This window comes from Flavobacterium flavipigmentatum (genome assembly GCF_020911905.1).
Classification (GTDB): Bacteria; Bacteroidota; Bacteroidia; order Flavobacteriales; family Flavobacteriaceae; genus Flavobacterium; species Flavobacterium flavipigmentatum.
In genome coordinates this window covers 1589321-1615788 of record NZ_CP087133.1, presented here as the reverse complement: position 1 = coordinate 1615788, position 26468 = coordinate 1589321, and the positions used below count along the sequence as shown (strand labels likewise).

The following is a 26468-nucleotide window of genomic DNA, read 5'->3' as shown; positions in this document are numbered from 1 at the left end:
CTGATGTAGATTTTGTACCGATTTGATCTTTTTTAGAATAGAAAAATACCAAAGCTACCATTTGGTTTTTTCGGAAAATCTTGCCACCATCATCGAACAAATTAGGTCTCCATTTGCGTTTAATAACGTTGCAACAGGATCTACAAGAGTACCCAGAATCATGGCTACCGGCAAAGCCTGCTCCATAGGCAAACCGTATACCGTAATGGCCAAAATTTCTCCGATGTATCCCCCATTCGGAATTCCGCCTTCTACAATAGAAACAATTACCGTAATGCCCAACGCCAAAAGAATCGTACTTGGCTCCGTAAAATCTTTTCCAAACATGGCAAAAAGAACGGTGATTTTTAAGATTGAAGACATACTTGAACCATCTTTGTGCAAAGGGCCTCCCAGCGGAATGACCAAATTTCTGACATGATTGGGTATCTTCATTTTTTCTGCCGCTTCAAGATTGGCCGGAATAGTGGCAATGCTACTGCAAGTACCAACTGCCGTTAGCGAAGGTGTAATATTATTGCTCCAAAACACTATAAAAGCTCTCTTTCCTCCTGCAAGAAAAGCGTAGAGGCTAAAAAACACAAAGAAATAAAAAATACAAGCTCCATAATAAACGCCCAATGGTTTGGCATAAGCACCAAATAATTGTGGTCCAAAAACCCCGACCTGATAAGCAAAATAAGCGCCCAAACCTATTGGAGCCAATTTCATAATCATGGTTAATAATTGTTTCATGACTTCGTTTCCTGAGTCTAAAAAACTTCTAAAAGAACTTCCTTTTTCTCCAGATTGCAGACTTGCAAAACCAATTAAAAACGAAAAGATAATAAGTGCCAACATGCTTTTTCGAGACAATAATTCGAAAAAATCGTTTACTGTAACCAACTGCGCTATTTGGTCTCCTATACTTCCTGAGGCAATATTTTCGAGAGGAACTTTAGAAATAATTATACTTTGATGAATGGGAAAAATATATACTGCCAAAATCATTACAATGGCCGAGATTAGAAGCGTTCCTAAAAAGACAGCGATCATAATCAAAAAAAGCTTCCCTAATTTTTCTGTTTTCTCTAAATTGGCAATCGAAGACGCAATCGTAAAGAAAATAAGGGGAATAATAGCCGTAAAAAGCAAATTTAGAAATATGTCCCCTAACGGTTTTATGACGCCTACTTTTTCACCGAAAACTAAACCGAGGATACTACCCAGAATGATACCTCCCAGAAGCAAGAGAATACTACTGTAATTTTGTAGAAAATTGATTTTTTTGACCTCCATAGTTTAAAAGTATTTAGCGTTTAGAATGATACACACGAAATAAAAATCAATTAAATTACTCAAAAAAACAGTATTAAAAACTGTATCGTTGGAATTTTGCTACTTTTCTAAAACCAAAGTAGTAAAAGCCCTTTCGACTAACTCGCCTGTCTTGTTTTTTATTTTTTCTGTCGAAATCTCTTTTTTTATTACTTTGAAAGGAGTTTTTTGAATTAATTCCTGAGCTTTTTCAGTACTGTAGAGCTCAAACTCATATCTTGTAAAAGGAAGTTGTTTCATAAAACTTTCTTCTGCAAATGTTAAGCTGAAGACTCCTTTTTCTTTCAGAACCTTGTAAATTTCGAGTAAGAATTTTTCAGGTTCTTTCCAAAAGTAAAGGGTATTTACCGTAAATATTTTATCGAAAAAAGCATCCTGAAACGGAATGTGATTTCCGTCATAAAGAAAAAAAGAAGCTTTTTTATTGGCTACAAAATGGTTGTTGATTTGCTGAGCTTCATAAAACATCAGATCAGAGATTTCGAGTCCGTAATAGGTGAGATCATCTGTTTGTTGAAATAAATGTGATACATGTCGTGCATTTCCGTGCCCTAATTCCAGGACTTTATTTCCCTTTGCCAAATTCAGGTTTTGAATCGAATGAAGGGTCATATTGATGTTCGTCTCATGCATCATATTGGCCATTTCTATTCCTTTTTCTCCTGTCGGATGTTTTAATTGAGATGCTATGGCTTGTAATTCTACATTTTTCATAAAATTTTTAATTCCAGTTAAAAAAATCCAAATTCCAAGCTGTTTTGGTCATTGCGAGGAACGAAGCAATCACACTAGCATAACCGTTAAAGACATGCTGTATGAGATTGCTTCGTTCCTCGCAAAGACCCAGTGGGCTTAAAAAACCTGTTTTGCAATTTGTCGGATATTTTCAGACTTCCCCATAGAATAATAATGTAAAACAGGAACTCCGGCGGCTTTTAATTCTAATGATTGTTGAATCGCCCATTCGATTCCGACTTGTTTTATTTGAGCGTTGTCCTTGCATTTATCGACAGCGTGGATCAAATCTTCTGGCAAATCGATACGAAAAATTTGTGGTAAAACCTGTAAATGTCTCTGTACTGCGATTGGTTTTATCCCCGGAATAATCGGAATTGTAATGCCCATTTCTCTTGCTTTTTCTACAAATTTGAAATATTTTGAGTTGTCGAAAAACATTTGTGTTACGACATAATCAGCTCCGGCATCTACTTTTTCTTTTAGTCTTTTTAAGTCTGACTGCAACGAAGGTGACTCTAAATGTTTCTCTGGGTAACCTGCAACTCCGATACAAAAATCGGCCTTATTATCGATATCCATCACTTCATGAAGGTACTTTCCCTGATTCAGCAAACTGATTTGTTTTACGAGATCAATCGCATAATTGTTTCCTCCTGCTTTCGGAATAAAATATTGTTCGTCTTTCATAGCATCGCCACGCAAAGCCATGATATTATCAATTCCTAGGTAATTACAATCTACCAAAAGATATTCGGTTTCTTCTTTGGTAAAACCTCCGCAAAGTACGTGCGGTACGGTATCTACATTGTATTTGTGTTTTATAGAAGCACAAATTCCGAGTGTTCCCGGACGCATTCGAGTGAGTTTTTTGTCTAAAAGCCCGTTGCCTTTATCAATATAAATATACTCTTCACGAGACGTCGTTACATCAATAAACGGTGGTTGAAACTCCATCAACGGATCAATATTGTCATACAATTCCTGAATACTTTTGCCCTTTTGAGGCGGAATAATTTCGAATGAGAATAATGTATTTCCTTTTGCGTTTTCTATATGGTCTGTTACTTTCATTGTAAGTCTTAAAGTTTGAATGTCGAAAGTCAAAAGTCATGCCCCTTAAGACTTTGTGACTTTTGACTTTATGACTAATTTAGTCTGCTATATTAGGATTTAACCATTTGCTTGCATATTCAGTTGAAACATTACGACGTTTGGCGTAGTCTATTACCTGATCTTCTTTTATTTTTCCGAGGCCAAAATATTTACTTTCCGGATTTCCAAAATAATATCCTGACACAGAGGAAGCAGGCCACATGGCCATACTTTCTGTCAGCGTTACACCGATTTCTTTTTCTACATTTAAAAGTTTCCAGATAGTTGGTTTTTCTAAATGGTCGGGACAAGCCGGATAACCTGGTGCAGGACGAATTCCTTTATAATCTTCAGAAATCATTTGTTCTGCGCTTAGATTTTCATCTGATGCATATCCCCAAATTTCTTTACGGATTCTTTCGTGCAAATATTCGGCGAAAGCCTCAGCAAAACGATCCGCAAGTGCTTTCACCATAATCGAATTGTAATCGTCAAGATCTTTTTCAAATTCGGCAGCCCATTCGTCTACACCAAAACCTGTGGTGACACAAAATGCGCCCATATAATCTGTTTTTCCGCTGTCTTTTGGAGCAATAAAATCGGCCAATGCAATATTAGGTGCTCCTTTTGTTTTTTGTGATTGCTGACGAAGTGTTAAGAATTTCTCCAAAACTTTTCCGTTTTCATCACGCAATTCGATATCGTCATCATCAACTTGATTCGCTGGAAAAATGCCGTAAATTCCTTTTGCAGATAATTTTTTCTCTTCCAAAATCACTTTTAACATCGCTTGCGCATCAGCAAAAACAGCAGTTGCCTGTTCGCCCACCACCTCATCGGTTAGAATTGCGGGATATTTCCCGAACAATTCCCAAGTTCTAAAAAATGGTGTCCAGTCGATATACGGAACCAAATCGTCCAATTCTACTTCGACTATCTGTTCTCCAATTATGTTTGGTTTCACTGGAGTGAAATTGTCCCAATCCAATTGTAATTTGTTTTTACGAGCCTGCTCAATCGTCAAGAAATTTTTATCTCTAGAGCGGTTCAAAAAAGTTTCTCTAAAAGCATCATATTCTGCACGAATATCGCTTGCATATATTTTTCGGTTATGATCTAATAGATTTCCTGCAACCGTTACGGCTCTCGAAGCATCATTTACGTGAATGACAGTTTCTCTGTATTGCGGAGCGATTTTCACGGCTGTATGTGCACGCGAAGTCGTTGCTCCACCAATCATAATCGGAATCTTAATATTTTGTTTGTCTAATTCTTTGGCTAGATACACCATTTCGTCAAGCGAAGGCGTAATTAGTCCGCTTAAACCAATGATATCGACATTGTGCTCGATCGCTGCCGCAATAATTTTTTCGGGAGGCACCATAACGCCAAGATCTACAATCTCATAATTATTACACGCCAAAACTACCGAAACGATGTTTTTACCAATATCATGAACGTCTCCTTTTACTGTCGCCATCAATATTTTTCCATTCCCTTGTTTATCACCGGCCTGTTTACTAGCTTCAATAAATGGCAACAAATACGCCACCGCTTTTTTCATCACACGTGCCGATTTTACTACCTGAGGCAGAAACATTTTTCCGCTTCCAAATAAATCTCCAACGACATTCATTCCCGTCATCAAATTGATTTCGATCACTTCAATGGGTTTTGTTGCCGCAAGGCGTGCTTCTTCTACATCAATTTCGATAAAAGCATCAACTCCTTTTACCAACGAATGCGTAATACGTTCCTGAACCGTTCCTAGACGCCATTCCTGAACCGCTTTTTCATCGCTCTTTACTTCGCCTTTTACGTTTTCTGCAAAATCGAGAAGTCTTTCGGTTGCATCGTCACGTCTGTTTAAAATTACGTCTTCAACGTGTTCTAATAAATCTTTCGGAATATCATCGTAAATAGAAAGCATCTCCGGATTTACGATTCCCATCGTCATTCCGTTCTGAATTGCGTGATACAAAAATACCGAGTGCATCGCTTCACGAACCGTATCATTTCCTCTAAAAGAGAACGAAACATTACTCACACCACCACTAATATGGGCATGTGGCAGGTTTTCACGAACCCATTTTGTACCTCTAAAAAAATCCAATGCATTCAAACGATGTTCTTCCATTCCGGTTGCCACGGGAAAAATATTCAAATCGAAAATAATATCCTGCGGCGGAAAACCAACTTTATTAACTAAAATATCATACGAACGCTGACAAATTTCGACTCTACGCTCAAAATTATCAGCCTGACCTACTTCGTCAAAAGCCATAATGATAGCCGCTGCTCCGTAACGTTTGATTAATTTGGCGTGGTGAATAAACGCTTCTTCTCCTTCTTTTAGCGAAATCGAGTTAACAACGCTTTTTCCCTGTACTACTTTCAGACCAGCTTCGATGATTTCCCACTTCGAACTGTCGATCATAATCGGCACTCTCGAAATATCAGGTTCTGATGCAATTAAATTCAAAAATTTTGTCATTGCCTGAACACCGTCAAGCATTCCTTCATCCATATTAATATCGATGATCTGTGCTCCTCCTTCTACTTGTTGTCTTGCAATATCAAGTGCCTCGTCATATTTTTCTTCCTTGATTAAGCGCAGGAATTTTCTCGAACCCGTTACATTCGTACGCTCCCCAATGTTTACAAAAACACTTTCGGGCGTAATAATCAGCGGTTCTAATCCTGCTAATACAAGGTCTCTTCTTTTTTCAGCCATTTTCTTTACGTTACTAAGGTCCTAAGTTGCTTAGGTTCTGAGTTTTTTTATTCTTTATCTTTATTCAACGTCTTACTTGTCTTTGCGAGGAACGAAGCAATCTCATCCTCTTTTCAATATCTTATTTTGGGCGTGTCCCAAGGGCCGGGCTATCCGTTCTTAGTCCTCGCACTTCCTTCGTCAGGCTATGGGCTAACCACTTCTATCCCTCACGCAAATTTGGTTTCATCAGATATTTTATGTTTCCACGATTTCAATTATCGTTTTCAAATCTTTGAACCTAATATATATTTCGTTCCTAAAGAGCTTTTATTCTTTGTTCATCCTGCAAGGTTTTCGAAACCTTGTAGGTTTAGTTTTTTATTCGGTGACAAATTTATACCCACAAGGTTTCGAAAACCTTGCAGGAAAACATTACGCAAAAACCGGCGCTACTCTAGGCTTATAATCCTTAGCAACCTCAGCAATTAACCTGATATGATCCGGAGTTGTACCGCAACAGCCTCCAATGATATTGATTAAATTATCGTCTAAATATTCTTTGATAAATGCCTGCATTTGCTCAGGTGTTTCGTCATATTGTCCGAATGCGTTGGGCAATCCAGCGTTCGGATGTGCCGAAACATTAAACTGTGTATGTTGCGATAATGTTTTTAGGTACGGCTTTAACAAATCGGCTCCAAGAGCACAATTGAAACCTACACTCAACAGGGGAATATGTGATACCGAAATCAAAAACGCTTCTACAGTCTGACCCGAAAGTGTTCTTCCCGATGCATCGGTAATCGTTCCTGAAACCATGATTGGAATATCGATATTGCGCTCGTCTTTTACTTCTTCGATCGCAAAAAGTGCGGCTTTGGCATTTAAAGTATCAAAGATGGTTTCTACCAAAAGCAAATCACAACCGCCATCCATTAAAGCTTCTACTTGTTGTTTGTACGCAATGCGCAAATCATCAAACGTTACGGCTCTATAACCCGGATCATTTACGTCTGGTGACATGCTTGCGGTTCTGTTAGTTGGTCCGATTGAACCCGCTACAAAACGAGGTTTTTCAGGGTTTTTGGCTGTAAATTCATCGGCTACTTCTCGGGCAATTTTTGCCGATTCGTAGTTTAATTCGTAAACTAGATCTTCCAGAAAGTAATCGGCCATACCGATTGTCGTTCCTGAGAAAGTGTTTGTTTCTACGATGTCTGCGCCTGCTTCGTAATAAGCAGCGTGAACATCCCGAATGGCTTTTGGCTGTGTTATGGATAGTAAATCGTTATTTCCTTTTAATGGATGCGCGAAATCTTTGAAACGCTCTCCTCTAAAGTCTTCTTCTGAGAAATTATAGCGCTGCAACATGGTTCCCATTGCTCCATCTAGGATTAGGATGTTTTTTTTTATTGCTTCTTGAATTGTTATTGACATGTTTTTTTTCTTTTAGCTGCTAAGACACTGAGGTTCTAAGATGCTAAGTTTTTATTTAATTTTTTTATTATCGTCAACAAACCTAACAGGTTTTAAAAACCTGTTAGGTTTCGACCGTTTGATTTACTTTAATTCCAAAAATTCACTATTGTTGGCTAATTAGCCCCGATTGAGCCGGTATCCTCGTAGTGAAACGTAGAGATAAAGGCGAAAGCGGGAACGATGACAGCAAAAATGCGCCAATGATTCGCTCTTGATACTGAAGTTTATTCAGTAAAAAATAGTATACGTTGTCAGGAAGAGTTTTGAGAAATACTTGATGTATTTGTGTTATCTATCTTTGATACTAAGAATAGTATAAAGTAGAATGTAGCACCTTCTTTATGATAAAGGGTTGCTAAGGTTTCAATGGGTCTTTCCCTCCGCCTTTCGTGATAACTTTCAATAATTTTAAGAACAGTGCAAAGTAAAGACATAGCGTTTACAATTGCAAGTTTTTTTTAAGGTTCTAAGAGGATTAGCTGCTAAGATCCTAAGTTTAAATAAAGCTAATGTTTAGTTCTTTGCTTTGTTCCTCTAAAGTTGATGATTTCAACAATTTTAGACTCTTTATTTAACTTGTAAACTAGATAATTATTTTTATCTACAATGGCTTTGTATAAGGATTCACTTTTTTTAGATTTTGGAAATTGTTCCGGATTAAGATTAATTTGATTGATAACCTGTTGGATTTTATTTTCTAAGTTTAAAATTTCTTTTGTCGTCCATTTCGCTTCTAAATAATCAATGACCTTATTAAAACCTTTTACAGCTTGTGAAGTCCAAATAAATTTTAATGTCATTTTGAAAATCTTTTCATAACATCTTCATGACTTGTAAATTCGCCTTTTTCAGCCTGATCTAATCCGACTTGAATTTCAATTTGTTCCGATTCCGATAATTCATCAAACCAATCTCCTTGATTAGCTTTCAAAACCAGTTCCAATTTTTCTAAAACACTCTCGTCATCGACCTTAACCAATTGTTGAATAAACTGATACTTTCTAGCTTCTAAATCCATGATAATTAAAATTTATATAGTACAAAGATACGAATAAAAAAAGCCCAAACTATATTACACGTTTGAGCCTTATATAAAAATCTCAGCAACTTAGACAATCGCTTTCACAACCGCTTTTGGTGCTTCTTTTCTAGTTCCGTCGAAACCGTCGACACCCGAAACTGTTGTATATTTCAGTACATATTTTTTGCCCGGATTGATGATTTGGTAAGCCGCCTGACACATTAAAGTCGCCTCGTGGAAACCACAAAGAATTAATTTTAATTTTCCCGGATATGTATTTACATCGCCAATAGCAAAGATTCCCGGAATATTGGTTTGGTAGTCTAAGGCATTATTTACCTTAATAGCATTTTTCTCAATCTCTAATCCCCAGTCACCAATTGGACCTAATTTTGGTGTTAGTCCGAAAAGCGGAATAAAGAAATCTGTTTCGATTTTGCGTTGAGCTCCGTTTTCTTCAATTATTAAAGATTCAACGTGTTCAGCACCATCAATTCCGATTACCTCTGCTGGAGTGATGAGCTTGATTTTTCCCGCTGTTTTTAATTCCTGTACTTTTTCTACAGAGTCTAAAGCACCTCTAAATTCGTTTCTACGATGAATTAAAGTTACTTCTGAAGCTACATTTGCCAAGAAAATACTCCAGTCTAATGCAGAATCTCCACCACCAGCAATTACGACTCTTTTGTCTCTAAATTTCTCCGGATTTTTAATAAAATATTTTACTCCTTTATTTTCATAAAACTCAATATCTTCAATCAGTGGTTTACGTGGTTCAAAACTTCCTAAACCTCCCGCAATAGCAATCACTGGCGCATGAAATTTGGTCCCTTTGTTTGATGTAACAATAAAACTTCCGTCTTCTTGTTTTTCGATAGTTTCAGCACGTTCTCCTAAAGTATAACCAGGCTCAAACTGTTTAATTTGCTCTTGTAAATTGTCTATTAAATCTCCTGCTAATACTTCTGGAAATCCAGGAATATCATAAATAGGTTTTTTAGGATATAATTCTGATAGTTGCCCGCCTGCTTGTGGCAACGCATCTAAAATATGGCATTTTAATTTTAATAATCCTGCCTCGAATACAGCAAATAAACCAGTTGGTCCTGCTCCAATTATAAGTATATCTGTTTTAATCATTATGTTGTTGTTTATAATCATTCTTAATAATACAAAGAAACGAATAATTTATTCTAATTTCTATGATTTTTATCATTCCTTTTCTTTTCGTTTTTTACTCTTTATTTTTAAGCGAAGCGGTAATTTCATTCATCTTTTTTACCTTATCCTCAAAGTCACCTTTTAATGTTTTTCTGTATTCATTAAGGTTTTCTACCATTTGATTAATATCTTCGGGAATCACTTCTTCAAAAAACTCTCGCAATCTTTTGGCGGTTGTTGGTGATTTTCCGTTGGTCGAAATGGCGATTTTTACATTTCCCTTGGTTACGATTCCGCCCAAGTAATAATCACACAAATCTGGCGTATCGGCAATATTACAAATCAAATAGCGCTTTCGGCATAGATCGAATACTCTTTTATTCACTTTTAAATCATCTGTACAAGCTATAACCATGTGGCGCTTTTTGAGCATTTTTTTCTTAAACTTAGCTTCGGTCAATTTAATCGAAGGATGGTTTTCTGCTAGTACTTTAATTTCCAGATGAAAATGCGGTGCCACAACCTCAACATTGGCATTGGGACTCGACTTTAATAAAAAAGAAAGCTTCTCTAATCCTACATTTCCACCGCCTACAATCAATACCTTTAGATTGTGCAGTTTTAAAAATACAGGATATAATTCGTTTTGTTCCATTTTAATTTATTTTCATCTCACCAAAAATAGATGATTTTTATTTTATCGAATAATTTCTTTTGACAGAAATTCTTCGTAAAATCCTTTTAATTTATTGCTTTCGCGAACTACTTCTCCCAAAACGATAATCGCAGGTGAACTCAGTTTTTGCTCTTTTACAATATCCAGAATCGAATTGACTGTTCCAACGCCTACTTTTTCTTCCGAGGTCGTTCCGTTTTGAATGATCGCAACAGGTAATTTTCCTTTATTTTCTTTTTGAAACAATTCGATAATTTGAGGCAATTTGTGCATTCCCATCAAAATTACCACAGTCGCAGATGATTGTGCCGCCAAAGCAACATCCGAAGATAATTTTCTGTCAGAAGTTGTGCCTGTAATGGCCCAAAAACTTTCTGAAACACCTCTTTTTGTAATCGAAATTCCCTGACTCGCTGGTACCGCCACTACTGATGAAATTCCGGGTATAACAACCGTTTCAATTCCAAAACTTTCTACATATTCTATCTCTTCACTTCCACGCCCGAAAATAAAAGGGTCACCTCCTTTTAAACGCACTACATTTCCGTACGTTAACGCATTATCAACAATCAACTGATTGATTTGGTCTTGCGAGTAAGCGTGATTCCCTATTTTTTTTCCAACAAAGATTTTGATCGCTTTTTTGGGAGCGTATGCCAATATTTGTTCGTTTGCCAAAGCATCATACAAAACCACATTTGCGACAGCGAGTGCTTTCACCGCTTTTAATGTCAGCAAATCCGGATCACCGGGACCTGCTCCCACTAAAGTTACTTTAGGTTTTATCGTATTACGCATCTGCTAAATCTTTGGCTCTGAATGTTTCAATTTTATCAAAGAAAACAACTGCTTCTGCAATATATTTTTTTGCAAATGCTTCCGATGGTTCATTTTTATTGATTTGATATACCAACTCTTTAAAACTAGAATTTAATTGAATTTTACCACTTTCGATAAAAACAGTATCAAACAAATCTACGATTCCCGCATGGTGATTTGTTTTTTGGTTTTCTGCTAATAAAATAGCTTTAGCTCCGTTGACAAATCCTGCATACGCCTGATAAATCGCATCTGCCCATTTTTTATCCTCAAAAGATTCCTGAGCAAGTGTGATTTTTTCTTTGGCTTCTAATAATAATGTAGCTACCAAATCGATTACAACACCAGCACATTCTCCTATTCCTACTGCTTTTACATAATTGTCTGCATTGCCCCAATCTACAAAATCATCTTCTGTAAGGTTGGTCACATCTGCAAGAGGTTTCAAAATTTCATAAAAATATTTCTCTCCTTTTGCATCATAATAATCCAGAAATGAAGCTCCGTTTGCGTTTGACTCAAAATCATTTAAAATAAAACGCAATGCATCGGGACCTCTACGACTCGGAATTTTTATTACTTTATCCGAAAATCTTCCGTTTCCGTTTCCTAGAGCGCCTCCTCCTAACAACACCTGAAGTGCCGGAGCCACCAATTTTCCTGAATTGATAGACATTCCCTGAAAACCAATAGCAGACATATTGTGCTGCCCACAAGCATTCATACAACCGCTAATTTTAATTTCGATTTCACGATTGTTATTATATTTTGGATATTCTGTTGCCAAAACCCTTTCTAGTTCTACAGCAATTCCAGTACTGCTTGCAATCCCCAAATTGCAAGTATCAGTACCCGGACATGCTGTAATATCTGAAGTTGAGTTGTATCCTAAAGTTACAAAATCTAACTTGGCGAGTTCTTGGTAAAAGAAAGGTAAATTTTCTTCTTTGATATGACGAAGCACAATATTTTGGCGTAATGAAAAACGCAATTCATTTGCACCATAATTCTTAATTAATGCTGCCAAAGCTCTTGCTTTATCGGTATAAAAATCACCCAAAGCCACTTTGATGCCGATCGCTACATATCCTTCTTGCTTTTGCTGAATAACATTTGATTGTTTCCATGCTTCAAATGCTGCTGTATCTTCAATGATAACTTGAGGAGCTTCTAATAATGGAGATGCTATAGGCCCATCAAAATCAGTAGTATCAATCTCGTAAGATTGCACTGCCAAGGCTTTTTTCTCGTCTTCAACCAATTGCAAAAAGGCATCACGCCCAATATCTTTTATCAAAAACTTCATTCGCGCTTTTAATCTTTTGGCTCTTTCTCCATAACGGTCAAAAATTCTTAGAACGCCTTCTGCCGTTGGGATAATCTGATTTACCGGAATAAAATCTGAAAGCAATTCGGCATGGCTCGGTTGCGAACCTAAACCTCCGCCCAACATTACTTTAAAACCTCTTTTACCGTCTACAATTTTTGGAATAAATCCTAAATCGTGCAAGTAGCTTAACGCTGTATCTTGGTCTGAGGATGAGAACGAAATTTTGACTTTACGCCCCATTTCCTGACAAATTGGGTTTCTAAGCAAATATTGAAACAAAGCATGTGCGTAAGGCGAAACATCAAAAGGTTCGTTAACGTCTACACCAGCCAATTCGCTTGCTGTAATGTTACGAACAGTGTTTCCGCACGCTTCTCTGAGCGTTACATCGTCTTTGGCCAATTCTGCCCAAAGTTCAGGAGTTCTATCCAAACTTACATAGTGAATCTGGATATCCTGACGCGTTGTAATGTGCAAACGCCCTGTCGAATATTCGTCAGAAACTTTTGTAATTCGCACTAATTGCTCACTGGTAACTCTTCCAAACGGAATTTTGATACGAATCATTTGAACGCCTTCCTGACGCTGGCCGTAAACGCCTCGTGCCAAACGAAGGCTACGAAAACGCTCATCATCAATTTTTCCGTCGCGGAACAACGCAATTTTTTTTTCTAAATCGATAATTTCCTTTTGTACAATCGGATTTTCTATTTCTGTTCTAAAACTTTCCATATTTTTACGCTTTAGGCTTTAAGCTTTACGCTCTAGGCTTTTTTAACTTTGTGTTTTTTGCTTAAGGCTTATTGCTTAAAGCCTAATGCATTTATCGAATGAATCCCACTCCTGCTGTTGTGTTGGTTGCTGTATCGATTAGGATAAAAGCACCATTTGATTTATTATCATTATAGGCATCAAAATATAAAGGTTTACTGAGTTTGATGCTCACTTCCCCTATTTCGTTGATCGCTAATTGCGAAGCTTCTGTAGTTCCCGAATAATCTGTGGCAATTGTATTTTTGATAGCTTCAATTTTGGCTAGAACGCTGTTGGTATTGTGCTGTACGATGTATTTTGTACCTGCAACCAACTTTTTACTGTCCATCCAACAAATTGTTGTACTAATTTCTTTTTCAATTTTTGGCAATTCTGATGATTTTACGATCATGTCGCCTCTTGTTACATTGATATCGTTTTCTAATTCGATTGTGATCGAAGAACCTGCAGCGGCTTCGTCAAATGTTTTATCGAAAAAGTGAATTTTAGTTACTTTTGATTCGGTTAAAGAAGGCAAAACGGTTACAGCATCGCCTACTTTTATTGAATTTCCGTATAATTTTCCAGCGTAACCTCTAAAATCATGGTATTCTTCTGTTTTTGGGCGAATAACTGTTTGAACCGGGAAACGCGCCTTACCTGTTTCAAAAACATCTGAAGAATGCAATCCTTCCAGATGTTCTAAAACGGTTTGACCGTCGTACCATTTCATGTTTTCAGATTTATCTACTACGTTTCCACCATTGATGGCGCTTAACGGAATGTAACTTACATTTTGCTCTTTAAAAGTACTTTTAGCATTTAAAGCCTGAAAATCGGCTTTGATTTTATTGAATACTTCTTCCGAATAATCTACCAAATCCATTTTGTTGATGGCTACAATCACCTCTTTTACTCTTAATAAATTATTGATAAAAAAGTGACGGTACGTTTGCTCGATAACGCCTTTTCTGGCATCAATTAAAATAATAGAAACCTGCGAAGTAGAGGCTCCTGTCACCATGTTTCTGGTGTATTCTACGTGTCCCGGAGTATCGGCAATAATATAACTTTTCTTTGCTGTAGAAAAATAAATATGCGCCACATCAATCGTGATTCCCTGCTCTCTTTCGGCAACCAAACCATCAGTAGCCAAAGAAAAATCAAGATAATCGTATCCTTTTTGTTTGCTGCTTTTTTCGATTGCTTCGATTTTATCTGTAGTCAATGATTTTGTATCGTACAATAATCTTCCGATTAAAGTACTTTTCCCGTCATCTACGCTTCCTGCTGTTGCTATTTTTAAAACTTCCATCTTAATATTTGTTTCAGGTTTCATTTTTTTGTTTCATGTTTCCTGTTTTTGAAACACGCTCAAAAAATTTAAATCTGTTTGTTTTTTGTGATTCTTACTTTTTACAATTTACTTTTTACAAATATTAAAAGTACCCTTGTTGTTTTCTCTTTTCCATCGCGGCTTCAGAACGTTTGTCATCAATTCTGGCACCTCTTTCAGAAATAGTAGATTCTCTTATTTCTCCCACTACTTCCTCAATAGTTGCTGCATAAGAATCAACCGCAGCCGTACACGTCATATCTCCGACGGTTCTAAAACGAACAATTCGTTCTTCGATTTGTTCGTCTTCTTCTTGGTACACAAAAGGAGAATGCGACCAGATTAAACCGTCTCTCAAAAAAACTTTTCTTTTATGCGAAAAATAAATCGATGGAATCTCGATATGTTCTTTTTCGATATAACTCCAAACATCTAATTCTGTCCAGTTTGAAATCGGGAAAACACGAACGTTTTGACCGTTTTCTATTTTTCCATTCAAAATATCAAATAATTCAGGACGTTGATTTTTCTCATCCCACTGACCAAAGTCGTCACGAACAGAAAAAATACGTTCTTTGGCTCTTGCTTTTTCCTCATCACGACGTGCTCCGCCAATACAAGCATCAAATTTAAATTCTTCAATTGCATCTAAAAGTGTTATGGTCTGTAAGCTGTTTCTGCTGGAATATTTACCAGTTTCCTCAACCACTTTCCCTTCGTCAATGGCATCCTGAACATTTCGAACGATTAATTCTAATCCTAATTCTTCTACCAATTTATCTCTAAAAGCAATGGTTTCAGGAAAATTATGTCCTGTATCAACATGCAAAAGCGGAAAAGGAATTTTTGCTGGAAAAAATGCTTTTTGTGCCAAACGCACTAATGTTATCGAATCTTTTCCTCCAGAAAAAAGCAAAACAGGTTTGTCAAACTGCGAAATTACTTCTCTGAAAATGTATATTGCTTCACTCTCTAAAGCATTTGTTTTTAATACTGAACTCATTTTTATTTGTTTAAAAAGTTTCAAGTTTCAGGTTTGCTTCGCCTATTCGAGCAAAGCTCTCGAGTAAGGTTTTTTCTGCTGATCTAAATCTCTCCGCTACTATTTTATTATCTTGATTCTTTATTCTATTCTCTTTTTACTCTTTCTTGGCTCCATGCAAACCACATTCTTTATGGCTTGACTCCCACCACCATCTTCCCGCTCTAATATCCTCACCTTGGAGAATCGCTCTTGTACAAGGTGCGCAACCTATGCTTACGAATCCTTGTTTATGCAAGGCATTTTGAGGAACATTATTTTCTTGCAAATATGTTTCGACCTCCGCCAACGACCATTTAAGCAAGGGATTAAATTTTATTATTTCGAAATTTCCATCGTATTCAAATAACTGTAAATCGTTTCTGTTTTCTGATTGTTCGGCTCTTAATCCTGTAATCCACACCGAATTTCCAGCCAAAGCTTTTCGTAGCGGCACTACTTTTCGAATAAAACAGCACTCTTTTCTATTCTCTACCGATTCATAAAAACTATTAGGTCCTTTTTGTTTCAGTAAATTTTCAACCGCCGCTGCTTCCGGAAAATAAACCTCGATTTGCTTTTTGTATTTTTTTAATGTTTTGTGAAAAACATCATAAGTTTCCTGAAATAATCTTCCCGTGTCCAAAGTAAAAATGGTAATATCCGAATTACTTTTCGCAATAAAATCTGTAATTACCTGATCTTCTTGCCCAAAAGAAGTCGAAAAAACGACTTTTCCCTGATATTCATTAGACAAAAAAAACAAAGTCTCTTCTAACGAAAAATCTTTTGTTTTATCTAATAAGGAAGTTGCAACTGTTGTATCCATTTTATTTTTATTTATCTGAAAACCATTACCCTATCGGCTTAATAGATTACTTTGCAAAAATAGCACTTATTTCTAAATAACAAAACAATATTATTATTTTTTACACTATTAAACAGGAGATTATATTTCGAAACTTAAATACTTTTAAAGTAATTAATATGGATGCTTTACAATATTAACAAACAAATAATTTGACACCTTATTTTTAGTGCATAACTAAATATAGCTGCTATTTAAAAATTTGGAAATATATTTTCAATAGTCTACCAAATCTATAGGATTATTATAAAATACTTATTACTTTTGTAAAAAAAAGTCTTTATGGATTTTCAGATAGGTCTTGTAGTTGCAGGGTTAGTGGTAGGATTTGTGGTAGGATTAACAGGTGTTGGCGGTGGTTCTTTGATGACGCCTATTTTATTATGGTTCGGGATTCCTCCAACAACAGCAGTAGGTACCGACTTACTATATGCCGCTTTTACCAAAATGGGAGGTGTATTTGTGCATCATAAAAAAGGCAATATAAACTGGACAATCACTGGCTGGCTCACCTTAGGAAGTGTCCCTGCTGCTCTAATAACTTTATGGATCTTAAACAGCATAAAGACCGATATTAGCACTATAAATGCAGTCATAAAATACAGTTTGGGATGGGCATTGCTTTTAACATCTGTTGCAATTCTATTCAAAAAGAAACTGTTGGTACTTTCTCAAAGACATGCCGGCGATAAATTTCATAGCGAAAGTCATACTCAAAATATGTTGACCATTGCAATTGGTATATTGTTAGGAGCAACTGTTACGCTAACTTCAATTGGCGCTGGTGCTTTAGGTACAGTAACTTTATTTTTCCTCTACCCGTTATTGCCAACGCCACGTTTAGTAGGAACAGAAATTGCACATGCTGTTCCTTTAACCTTGGTTGCTGGAATAGGACATGCTTCTATGGGAAATTTGGATTTGTTTTTGTTAGCTCAATTATTAATGGGGTCTCTTCCGGGAATTTTTATAGGAAGTATGTTAAGTGGAAAAGTTCCTGACTTACTCCTTAGAAATGCCATTGCAATAATGCTTTTTTTCGTAGGATATAAATTAATTTTTTAAACATCTTCCTAAAAGAGATTTCTTTTGGAAGTCAGAAAAAATGTGCAGTTGCAATATTACTTAAAACGCAATATCTGCCAGAGAGTTACTTTCTAATATTTTGAGTGTATTGTCCCTAACCTCAGTCATTAAGCGACGTGCTGCACAATTAGATTCGTCATCACAATCATCACATTTTTCATAAAAATTGTGACTTGCGCACGGAAGAAGCGCAATCGGCCCCTCAAGAATGCGGTATACTTTGGCCATACTGATATCTTTAGGATCTTTTATCAGATAATAACCACCACCTTTTCCTTTTTTTGCTCCCAGAAATCCTGAATTTCTAAGTAACAACAAAATACTTTCTAAAAATTTAATCGAAATATGCTCACTTCTTGCGATTTCGGCAATTTGCACAGGCTCGTTATTCTCACGCCTGGCCAAATAAGTTAAAGCTTTGATTCCGTATTTTGTTTTCTTTGAAAGCACTTATATAAATATTTTAGATTTTAGATTGCTGATTTTAGATTACTAGCTAAGATAACAGCTGAATATTTTTCTGCAACAAAAATACGCTTTTTGAACGAGAAAAATAATACCCCGAATTACTAAATTCTACCAAATTAGTCTAGTTTATTTAACTTGCTTCCTCAACACCAATTAATTTAAAATCATGAAACATTTTTATACTTTCTTCTAACGCTTTTTTCTCTACCACATAAGTATCTGTAATAGAATCATGCCAACCTCTACTACCAAAAAAAGACAGACCATCAAACGGAATCAAGCGACAAAGGCTTCTTTTAAGGGCAGAACCAAAATTTATTTTTTCTCCATTTTCATCCACCACAACAGTACCTGTAATAAATTTTCCTACTGATCTGCCAAAAAAACCTTCTGTAAGAGTATAGTACACTAATAAAATTGTTATACCAATCAAATTCCAACCAAGATCTCCTAAACCTTGCATCCAAAACGATACACCTTCAAACCCTAATGCAATTAAAATGCCTAAAAACAAGCCAAACAAGTACATTGCGATTACAAAAAAAATCATATCAATAATGTAGTTTAGGAATCTTTTTCCGCTAGAAGCCACTAATGCATCATCGAGAATATAAATAGAATCATTCATTTTACAACAGATTTAAGTTTAAGATTAATATTTTTTGCATTAGTTTTCAAACAAAAATATACTTTTTACTTTAACAACCGCTAAAAAAATAACGCTTTTTAACGGTACAAAAGTTACAGTTAAAAAACGTCATTAAATTATAATCTTCAATCTAAAATCTACTAAGAAAGCGCCTGCTCTAAATCGGCTATTACATCTTGTACGGTTTCTAAACCTACTGAAACGCGCACCAAACCTTGCGTGATACCAACCGCTAACTGATCTTCTTCAGACAATTTACTGTGTGTCGTTGAAGCAGGATGGGTAACAATAGACCTCGTATCGCCAATATTGGCCGATAGGGAGCAAAGTTTTATTTTATCTAAAAATTTCCTTCCAGCCTCTATTCCTCCTTTGATTTCAAACGCAATAATATTACCGCCTAACTTCATCTGTTTTTTGGCAATTTCATATTGTGGATGCGATTTTAAAAAAGGATATTTCACACTATTTACATTTGGATGCGCTTCTAAAAACTCAGCAACTTTCAACGCATTTTCACAGTGTTTCTCAACACGTATCGCTAAAGTTTCTAAACTTTTTGATAAAATCCACGCATTAAAAGGGGATAAAGCTGGACCCGTATTTCTTGAAAACAAATAAATTTGTCTAATCAATTCTTCACTACCAACCGTAACTCCTCCTAGAACGCGACCTTGACCGTCAATTAGTTTTGTTGCCGAATGAACGACCAAATGCGCACCAAATTTTATGGGCTGTTGTAGATATGGCGTTGCAAAACAGTTGTCGATAATCAATATCAAGTTGTGTTTTTTGGCAATGTCACCTAACAATTGCAAATCGATTACATCTACACCTGGGTTTGTAGGCGATTCAGCGTAGAGTATTTTTGTGTTCGGTTGAATGAAACTCTCAATCGTTTCTGGCTTATTGATATCAAAATAAGAGGTTTCAATATTCCACTTTGGAAAATAGGTTTTAAATAATGCGTGAGTCGAACCAAAAACGCTGCTTGCAGACACAATGTGATCTCCAGCATTTAACAAAGCTGCAAATGTAGAGTAAACCGCCGCCATTCCGGTTGCAAAAGCGTAACCCGCTTCGGCACCTTCCATCTTGCAAATTTTATCTACAAATTCGGTCGTATTTGGGTTACTAAAACGACTGTAAATATTGCGTTCTTTTTCTTCTGTAAAAGAAGCTCGCATGTCTTCGGCATCTTCAAATACAAAGCTTGACGATAAGTATAATGGCACTGAATGCTCTAAATACTGAGATCTTTCTAATTGTGTTCTGATGGCTTGCGTTTCGAAACCAAATTCTTGTTCGTTCATTTTTTTGTTTTTCTTGTTTCATGTTTCAAGTTCCTGGTCAATGTGATAATCAAAACTGGTACTTGAATTTTAAATTTACATGAGTCATTATTTACTAATTAGTCTAAAGAATTATCTAATTCTCTACTTGACTAATTTCCTAATTCTGTATTATTCAAGACAACTTTATATTTTATAGTAGCTGTCGGTTCAACCGTTTTAGCCACAGAGCAGTATTTCTCAAAAGAAAGTTCTGCTGCACGTTGTGCTTTTTCGGGATTAATATCTCCTTCTAAATAAAAAACCACAAAGATTTCTTTAAAAGGTTTTGCCTCGCCTACTTGTACACGTTCGCCTTCTACCTCAGCACTAAAAGAGGTGATTTCCTGACGTTGTTTTTTTAAGATCGAAATCATATCAATCGCGCTACAACCTGCAACTCCCATCAAAACCAATTCCATCGGACTTGCACCCAAATCGCTTCCGCCAAATTCGGCTCTGCTATCAACATCTACAATATGACCACGCTCATTTTTTAATTTAAAATGAAAAGCGTCATTCACTCTGTTTAAGGTTACTTTCATGTTATTTTCTTTTTTATTTTTTGTTTGATTTGAAAATATAAACTTCAAAATCTGCAATCTAAATTTTTATTCTTTATCCGATAATCTCAAAATATCTCCAAAAACACCTCTGGCCGTTACGGCAGATCCTGCACCGGCTCCCTGAATTACGATTGGTCGATCTCCGTATGATTCGGTATAAATTTCGAAGAAAGAATCAGAACCTTTCAAACCTCCTAAAGCTGTATCTGATGGCACCGAAACCAATTTTACTTCGAGATTTCCTTTATCATTCTGCAAATCTCCCGACAATTCACCAATATATCGCAACACATGATTTGGTTTTTGCTCTTGCTTTATTTTTTCATAAATTGGATCAAATTCTTTCAATTTAGTTAAAAAATCAGTCACATTTCCTTCACGTAAATGTTCCGGAATAAGATTTTGAATATCAATTTCTTCAAACTCATTTTGAAGGTCTAATTCTCTTGCTAATATCAATAATTTTCTTCCAACATCATTTCCGCATAAATCCTCGCGCGGGTCTGGCTCGGTGTAACCATTGTCAATTGCTTCCTGCAAAATTTCGCTAAACGGCACTTCTTTTGCAGAGAAATTATTAAATAAATAACTCAATGTCCCCGAGAAAACACCTTTTATTTTTGTGATATTTTCGCCCGAAAGATGCAATAATTTTATCGTATCAATCAGTGGCAAACCTGCACCAACATTGGTTTCGTACAAATAATTCTTTTGATTTTCTGCCAATGATTTTCTTATCTGCTTATAAAAGCCATAACTTAACGTATTGGCTACTTTATTAGAAGAAATCAAATCAAAACTGCTCTCGATAAGCGGAATATAATTCTCAACAAAGGGAGCACTTGCCGTGTTGTCTATCGCAATTAGATTTTCTAAATGATGCTGATTGGCATATTCAATAATATCGTTTATGGTGTAAGCAGCGCCTTCTTTCTGAATGTCATTTTTCCAGTCTGAAGTTACGCCGTTTTTATTTAAAAGCAATTTTTTAGAATTGGCAATAGCAAAAACATTCAGCTTAATATCTTTTCGTTTTTCAATCGCCGAAGCTGATTCTAATATCTGATTGATTAAAGTTCCACCAACCAAACCGTGGCCAAAAATAGCAATATTGATTTTTTTAGAAACTCCAAAAATCTCTCCGTGAATGACGTTTAAAGCCTTATTCAGTTCTGATTTTTTAACTACCAAACTCACGTTTTTACCCGTAACGGTGTTGTTAAACAATATCGGAATAATTTTATTTTTGATTAAAGCCGTGTAAGGTTTGTGAAAAGTACTTAGATCCTGACCGATAATAGAAATCACCGAAACATTATCGGTTACCGTAATTTGATTGACATCTTTTGAATAAAAATCATTTTCGAACTCTTTTTCGAGTTCCACCATAGCCGTTGTTGCCTGGTCTGTGGCAACCACCAAGCCAATTCCTCTTTCTGAAGAACCTTGAGAAATGATACTCACACTAATATTATGATCGCCCATTACCTTAAAAATTCGGGCATCAACTCCCGCTTTTCCTAATAATCCTCGTCCTTCCAGGTTTACCAAAGAAACATTCTCTAGAACTGAAAGCGTTTTAATTCCTTCTTTTGAAGAATCTGAAGTGATTAAAGTACCTCGGTTTTCATGATTAAACGTATTTAAGATACGAAGCGGAATGTTTTTTTCTAATAAAGGAATGATCGTTTTGGCATGCAAAATCGTCGCTCCAAAATTGGCCAGCTCATTGGCTTCATTAAATGATAAAAATTCAATTTTTTTAGCATCGGCTACTAAATCTGGATTTGCGGTATAAATTCCGTCAACGTGCGTAAAATTCTGAAGCTCTTCGGCATTTAAGTAATTAGCAATTAGCGAAGCGGTATAATTACTGCCGTTTCTACCCAAAGTGGTGGTATCATTATTATTGTTTGAACCAATAAAACCGGTTACGACATTGACAGTTGAACCTTTGTGTTCTTTAAAATAATTGATAACATTCTTCTTCGAAAGCTGTTCTAAAGGTTGCGCATCACCAAATTTTGAATCTGTTTTTAGCAATTCTCTTGAATCTGCAAAATTGGCCTGAACTCCCTTTTCGATCAAAATAGCAGTCAATAATTTGGCAGAAAGTAATTCTCCTTTAGACAAAATCTGATCTTTAATTTTGTTACTGTAATCACCAATCAAACTTACGCCTTCAAAAAGTTTATCCAAAATAGTAAACTCCTCAGACAAATCAACGTGCTGAAAATCTGCGGTCTGATACTCTTTAAAGCTTTCTAATAAGGGTTTATAATCTCCGTTTTTAGCTGCAACCTTTAAAATATATTCTAGTTCATCTGTAGCGTTTCCTCGTGCCGAAACGACAACCGCAATTTGTTCGCCTTGGTTTACTTTATCCAAAATAATCGAAACGACTTTTTTTAATCCTTCTCCGTTTGATAACGATTTGCCTCCAAATTTTAATATTTTCATTTTATTCTTCTATTGTTTCTGCCTTAAAAACTGTGGCAAGTAAATGATCTAATTGTTTGTACTCTATTAAAAAAGCGTCATGCCCGTGCACAGAATCTATTTCGCTGTAAAAAACATTGTCTTTAAACTTCTTTAATTCATTATAAGTGTCCAGATTTTCTTTTGGTATAAAAAACAAATCCGAATTGATTGCGATGATATGAATAGAAGCTTCTGTTTTGCCGACTAAAGTTTCCAAGTCACCGCCATTTCTAGTAATATCAATAGTTTTTAGCAATTGGTTCATCAATTTATAAGACGATAATTGATATCTCTTTTGTAATTTTTCGCCATGATGTGCCAGCCAGCTTTCTATGTTAAATATCTTGAGATTGTCGTTTATCGTTCTCTTAAATTTTTCTTTGAATGATTCGGGGGAACGGTAACACAACATAGCGTGAATCCTCGCATCTTCGACAGGTTTTGATGAATTATTGAGAATTTGTTCTTGTAAATAACAGTTGGCTATCATCCAGTCTGTCGATTTCCAATCGGTTGCAATAGGTATCAAATGTTGGGTACAATTGGGTGCTAAGGCCAACATCTCCCATGCAATTCCTCCCCCAACAGAACCTCCAATGATGGCAAATGTCTTCTGGATATGCAGCGCTTTAATTCCCTCTAAGAAAATTCTAGCAATGTCTCTGGTGGTAAAATCTTGATACTTTTCGATGATAAAAGAATCATTACCGTTACCCGGAACGTTAAATGCTAGGATGGTGTATTTATTAATATCAATTGTTTTTCCTAGACCAATTAAATCACTCCACCAGCCATTTTCTCCCGTAACCTGAGCATTTCCAGTCAAAGCATGATTGACCAGAATAACGGGTGCAGTATGCAAAGTCAAGCCAAAAAGTGAATAACTTAAAGGTAACGAATGATATAAAACACCACTTTCTGTAGTGAAATTTTGTATGTTGATAAGGTTTTGTATATTTTCCAATTTCAAATCTGTTGTATTATTGATTTGTATGTGGAAATATTAGAAAGAAAGTCTAGAGTATATTACTAGAAAAATTCTTGTTGTTATCTTTCCACGTTTGGGCGTGGTAGAATGCAGCACCTTCTTCGCTTTAACGAAGGGTTGCTAAGGATTCATCGGGTCTAATCCCTCGTCCTTTCTTTATAACATTTCAATACGTTTCTGAACTTAAAGGCACAAATTAACTACTAATTTCTTAAACAAACAAATTTATCTCAAGAGATTCTCTTGTTTACTACTTATTATTTTACTGTAAAATTATGGCATACAAAAATTTACCGAACAAAATGCCCAGTAAATTCAGGTAGGTATAACCCTATTTTAAAATACTCTTTAATTTAAATAAAAAGTGTTTCATTTTCTTTCGAATACATCAAAAAAAGTAATGAATTTGGTGCTTTCTTTTGGTTCTGAGTATCCTCAGAAGCGGTTAATCCAAATCTTGGATGAACCAATTCATTTGTTAATGGCGTTAAACTATTTCTTTTTGCCCTTAATCTCCTGAGAGCAGAAAATGTTCTTGTTAAGTAGTTTATTGTTTTCATAATTATGCTAGTTTATGATGTTTATAAATGTGCTATTTTTATATTAAGTTCAGTATTACTGTATTTTTTTTGTTTTGACAAATTGATAAAATAAAAAAACCCTTTTGGATTGAGATACCAAAAGGGTTTAAGTTGTTACAACTTATATACTTTCGAATATCAATAGATAACTATACAAATAGGTGCGACATTGACCATCTTGTATATCTGGAAATTATTCATCTGCGATTTATATTTTATTTTAAAAAATTCTTGCATTGTTTTAAATTTAAAAAGCCCCCCATTTGTTTTTTGAGAGGCTTTGCTATAGTATATTGTTTTTTACAATTTTAACCACAAAACGTCCCAACGGTTTTATCCGAAATGGCATAACACATCTTATCGACAATTAAATTCATCTTAGTAGTTTTTGGGTTTAACAAATATGCGAATATTATTTTATTTATACAAATGAAAATCAATAAATTAATCAGAAAAAACGATAAAAACTTACAATTTTTCAATATTAAACATCTTACAAAAAAATTGTTCAAAAAAAACAGCGTAAAAACTTACAAGATTGCCTTTTACAAACAGAACAATGTTTATTTTAGGCTTTAATATACCGTATCTATTAAATAAATTCTTAAAAAAAACCACCTTTAGCAAAACTCACATTACTAAAGGCAATTTTTCAAACAAAAAACAAAAAACTAATTTTTCTTAAGACCGTATTGAGATTCTGTAACGCTGGCAAAAACGTTTTTTAAATCCTCTATCAAATCTTCGATATCTTCGATCCCTACAGAAAGTCGAATCAAATCTTTTGAAACGCCTGTCTCTAATTGCTCCTCATCAGACAATTGTTGATGCGTGGTACTTGCGGGATGAATAATGAGTGATTTGGTATCGCCAATATTGGCCAAAAGAGAGAATAATTGGGTTTCATCTGCTACTTTTTTGGCCGCTTCAAAACCACCTTTCAAACCAAAAGTTATAATTCCGCTTTGACCTTCTGGTAAATATTCCTGCGCTAAATCATAATATTTACTCGATTTTAAACCTGGATAATTTACCCAGACAACTTCTTCCTGTTTTTCTAACCAGGTCGCCAAAGCCAGCGCATTTTCGCTGTGTTTTTTGATTCGGATGGGTAATGTTTCTAATCCCTGAATGATTTGAAAAGCATTAAACGGACTCAAAGCTGATCCAAAATCTCTCAATCCTTCGATTCTAGCTTTAGCAATAAACGCTGCATTTCCTAAAGCTTCATGGTACACCAACCCGTGATATCCTGCGGAAGGTGTTGTAAATTCCGGGAATTTTCCGTTGGACCAATCAAAAGTTCCGGCGTCAACGATCACACCTCCTAGAGAAGTTCCGTTTCCTGAAATATATTTGGTAAGAGAATGAATCACGATGTTGGCTCCGTGCTCAATCGGATTTAATAAATAGGGCGTGGCTACTGTATTATCAACGATCAAAGGAACCTTGAAGTTTTTGGCTTGCGCCGAAATGGCTTTCACATCTAAAACATCCAATTTTGGATTCCCCAACGATTCAATAAAAAAAGCTCGGGTATTTTCTTGGGCTGCTTTTGTAAAATTTTCTGGTTTTGAAGGATCTACAAAGGTTGTCGTAATTCCTAATCGAGGCAAAGTTACCTTTAATAGATTATAGGTTCCGCCATACAGACTATTTGATGCTACGATATGATCGCCCGCTTTTAGCAAAGTCAGAAAAGTAGTCGAAATAGCGGCGGCTCCAGATGCTGTAACTACCGCTCCGATTCCGCCTTCTAGGGCTGCCAATCGTTGTTCGAGGACATCATTTGTAGGATTATTTAATCGTGTGTAAATAAATCCCGCCTCGGCCAGACCAAATAAATTGGCCGCATGCTCTGAATTATTAAAAACGTACGATGACGTTTGGTAGATAGGAACTGCTCGTGTTCCTCCATTTTTAGTAACATCGTGTCCTGCATGTAATGCGTTTGTTGCAAATTTTTGTGTGCTCATGATTTCTTGGTTTTT

23 protein-coding genes and 2 riboswitches are annotated in these 26468 nt (G+C 35.8%); of the genes, 1 reads left to right on the top strand and 22 read right to left on the bottom strand.

The features are described 5' to 3' along the window. Positions 1–54: 54 nt before the first annotated feature. The 14 genes from LNP22_RS07385 to LNP22_RS07320 form a co-directional block, all read right to left on the bottom strand. A complete protein-coding gene (locus tag LNP22_RS07385) occupies positions 55–1278 on the bottom strand; it encodes a dicarboxylate/amino acid:cation symporter (protein ID WP_229975979.1) in 1224 nt (407 codons plus the stop codon). A 99-nt stretch (positions 1279–1377) separates the two neighbouring features. Further along, a complete protein-coding gene (locus LNP22_RS07380) occupies positions 1378–2031 on the bottom strand; it encodes a class I SAM-dependent methyltransferase (protein WP_229975978.1) in 654 nt (217 codons plus the stop codon). Positions 2032–2169: 138 nt separating this feature from the next. Beyond that, on the bottom strand, positions 2170–3126 hold the full coding sequence (gene metF / locus LNP22_RS07375; RefSeq protein WP_229975977.1) for a methylenetetrahydrofolate reductase [NAD(P)H]: 957 nt from the start codon (positions 3124–3126) through the stop codon (positions 2170–2172). Positions 3127–3205: 79 nt separating this feature from the next. Continuing rightward, positions 3206–5881, bottom strand: coding sequence for a methionine synthase (metH, locus tag LNP22_RS07370; protein ID WP_229975976.1), 2676 nt, complete (start codon positions 5879–5881; stop codon positions 3206–3208). Positions 5882–6295: 414 nt separating this feature from the next. After that, complete coding sequence (locus LNP22_RS07365) at positions 6296–7300, bottom strand: homocysteine S-methyltransferase family protein (protein ID WP_229975975.1); 1005 nt, start codon at positions 7298–7300, stop codon at positions 6296–6298. Positions 7301–7627: 327 nt separating this feature from the next. Next, a riboswitch (SAM riboswitch) is annotated at positions 7628–7741 on the bottom strand. 107 nt (positions 7742–7848) lie between these two features. Continuing rightward, entirely contained in the window at positions 7849–8142 is a 294-nt protein-coding gene (locus tag LNP22_RS07360) for a type II toxin-antitoxin system RelE/ParE family toxin (RefSeq protein ID WP_229975974.1), read from the bottom strand. After that, entirely contained in the window at positions 8139–8360 is a 222-nt protein-coding gene (locus LNP22_RS07355) for a hypothetical protein (protein ID WP_229975973.1), read from the bottom strand. The genes LNP22_RS07360 and LNP22_RS07355 overlap by 4 nt, the downstream gene beginning before the upstream one ends. Before the next feature lie 90 nt (positions 8361–8450). After that, positions 8451–9503: an NAD(P)/FAD-dependent oxidoreductase gene (locus LNP22_RS07350; protein ID WP_210667405.1), complete on the bottom strand. Its 1053-nt coding sequence runs from the start codon at positions 9501–9503 to the stop codon at positions 8451–8453. A gap of 94 nt (positions 9504–9597) precedes the next feature. Next, a complete protein-coding gene (locus LNP22_RS07345) occupies positions 9598–10179 on the bottom strand; it encodes a precorrin-2 dehydrogenase/sirohydrochlorin ferrochelatase family protein (protein ID WP_229975972.1) in 582 nt (193 codons plus the stop codon). Between the two features lie 42 nt (positions 10180–10221). After that, positions 10222–10998 (bottom strand): uroporphyrinogen-III C-methyltransferase, encoded by a 777-nt coding sequence (gene cobA / locus LNP22_RS07340; RefSeq protein ID WP_229975971.1) that lies wholly within the window; start codon positions 10996–10998, stop codon positions 10222–10224. Continuing rightward, positions 10991–13081, bottom strand: a complete 2091-nt coding sequence (locus LNP22_RS07335; RefSeq protein WP_229975970.1) for a nitrite reductase — start codon at positions 13079–13081, stop codon at positions 10991–10993. Before LNP22_RS07335 ends, cobA begins: the two co-directional genes overlap by 8 nt. 91 nt (positions 13082–13172) lie before the next feature. Next, positions 13173–14417 (bottom strand): sulfate adenylyltransferase subunit 1, encoded by a 1245-nt coding sequence (locus LNP22_RS07330; RefSeq protein WP_229976364.1) that lies wholly within the window; start codon positions 14415–14417, stop codon positions 13173–13175. Between the two features lie 124 nt (positions 14418–14541). Further along, positions 14542–15441 (bottom strand): sulfate adenylyltransferase subunit CysD, encoded by a 900-nt coding sequence (gene cysD, locus LNP22_RS07325; RefSeq protein ID WP_210667400.1) that lies wholly within the window; start codon positions 15439–15441, stop codon positions 14542–14544. A 136-nt stretch (positions 15442–15577) separates the two neighbouring features. Further along, positions 15578–16288 (bottom strand): phosphoadenylyl-sulfate reductase, encoded by a 711-nt coding sequence (locus LNP22_RS07320; protein WP_229975969.1) that lies wholly within the window; start codon positions 16286–16288, stop codon positions 15578–15580. Positions 16289–16609: 321 nt separating this feature from the next. Between LNP22_RS07320 and LNP22_RS07315 the strand changes: the two genes are divergently transcribed. Then, positions 16610–17392: a sulfite exporter TauE/SafE family protein gene (locus LNP22_RS07315; RefSeq protein WP_210667398.1), complete on the top strand. Its 783-nt coding sequence runs from the start codon at positions 16610–16612 to the stop codon at positions 17390–17392. Positions 17393–17452: 60 nt separating this feature from the next. Here the strand turns inward: LNP22_RS07315 and LNP22_RS07310 are convergent, their stop codons facing one another. The 8 genes from LNP22_RS07310 to LNP22_RS07275 form a co-directional block, all read right to left on the bottom strand. Next, a complete protein-coding gene (locus tag LNP22_RS07310; protein ID WP_210667397.1) occupies positions 17453–17863 on the bottom strand; it encodes an RrF2 family transcriptional regulator in 411 nt (136 codons plus the stop codon). A 148-nt stretch (positions 17864–18011) separates the two neighbouring features. Beyond that, positions 18012–18509 (bottom strand): RDD family protein, encoded by a 498-nt coding sequence (locus LNP22_RS07305; RefSeq protein WP_229975968.1) that lies wholly within the window; start codon positions 18507–18509, stop codon positions 18012–18014. A gap of 161 nt (positions 18510–18670) precedes the next feature. After that, positions 18671–19843 carry a trans-sulfuration enzyme family protein gene (locus LNP22_RS07300; RefSeq protein WP_229975967.1) on the bottom strand — a complete coding sequence of 391 codons (1173 nt, stop codon included), beginning with the start codon at positions 19841–19843 and terminating at the stop codon, positions 18671–18673. Positions 19844–19974: 131 nt separating this feature from the next. Then, positions 19975–20406, bottom strand: coding sequence for an OsmC family protein (locus LNP22_RS07295; RefSeq protein ID WP_229975966.1), 432 nt, complete (start codon positions 20404–20406; stop codon positions 19975–19977). 66 nt (positions 20407–20472) lie between these two features. Further along, positions 20473–22887 carry a bifunctional aspartate kinase/homoserine dehydrogenase I gene (gene thrA / locus LNP22_RS07290; protein ID WP_229975965.1) on the bottom strand — a complete coding sequence of 805 codons (2415 nt, stop codon included), beginning with the start codon at positions 22885–22887 and terminating at the stop codon, positions 20473–20475. A 1-nt stretch (position 22888) separates the two neighbouring features. Next, a complete protein-coding gene (locus tag LNP22_RS07285) occupies positions 22889–23872 on the bottom strand; it encodes an alpha/beta fold hydrolase (RefSeq protein ID WP_229975964.1) in 984 nt (327 codons plus the stop codon). 80 nt (positions 23873–23952) lie between these two features. Then, a riboswitch (SAM riboswitch) is annotated at positions 23953–24061 on the bottom strand. Between the two features lie 188 nt (positions 24062–24249). After that, positions 24250–24456, bottom strand: a complete 207-nt coding sequence (locus LNP22_RS07280) for a hypothetical protein (protein WP_210667391.1) — start codon at positions 24454–24456, stop codon at positions 24250–24252. A gap of 692 nt (positions 24457–25148) precedes the next feature. Then, positions 25149–26453: an O-acetylhomoserine aminocarboxypropyltransferase/cysteine synthase family protein gene (locus LNP22_RS07275; RefSeq protein ID WP_229975963.1), complete on the bottom strand. Its 1305-nt coding sequence runs from the start codon at positions 26451–26453 to the stop codon at positions 25149–25151. Positions 26454–26468: the final 15 nt, after the last annotated feature.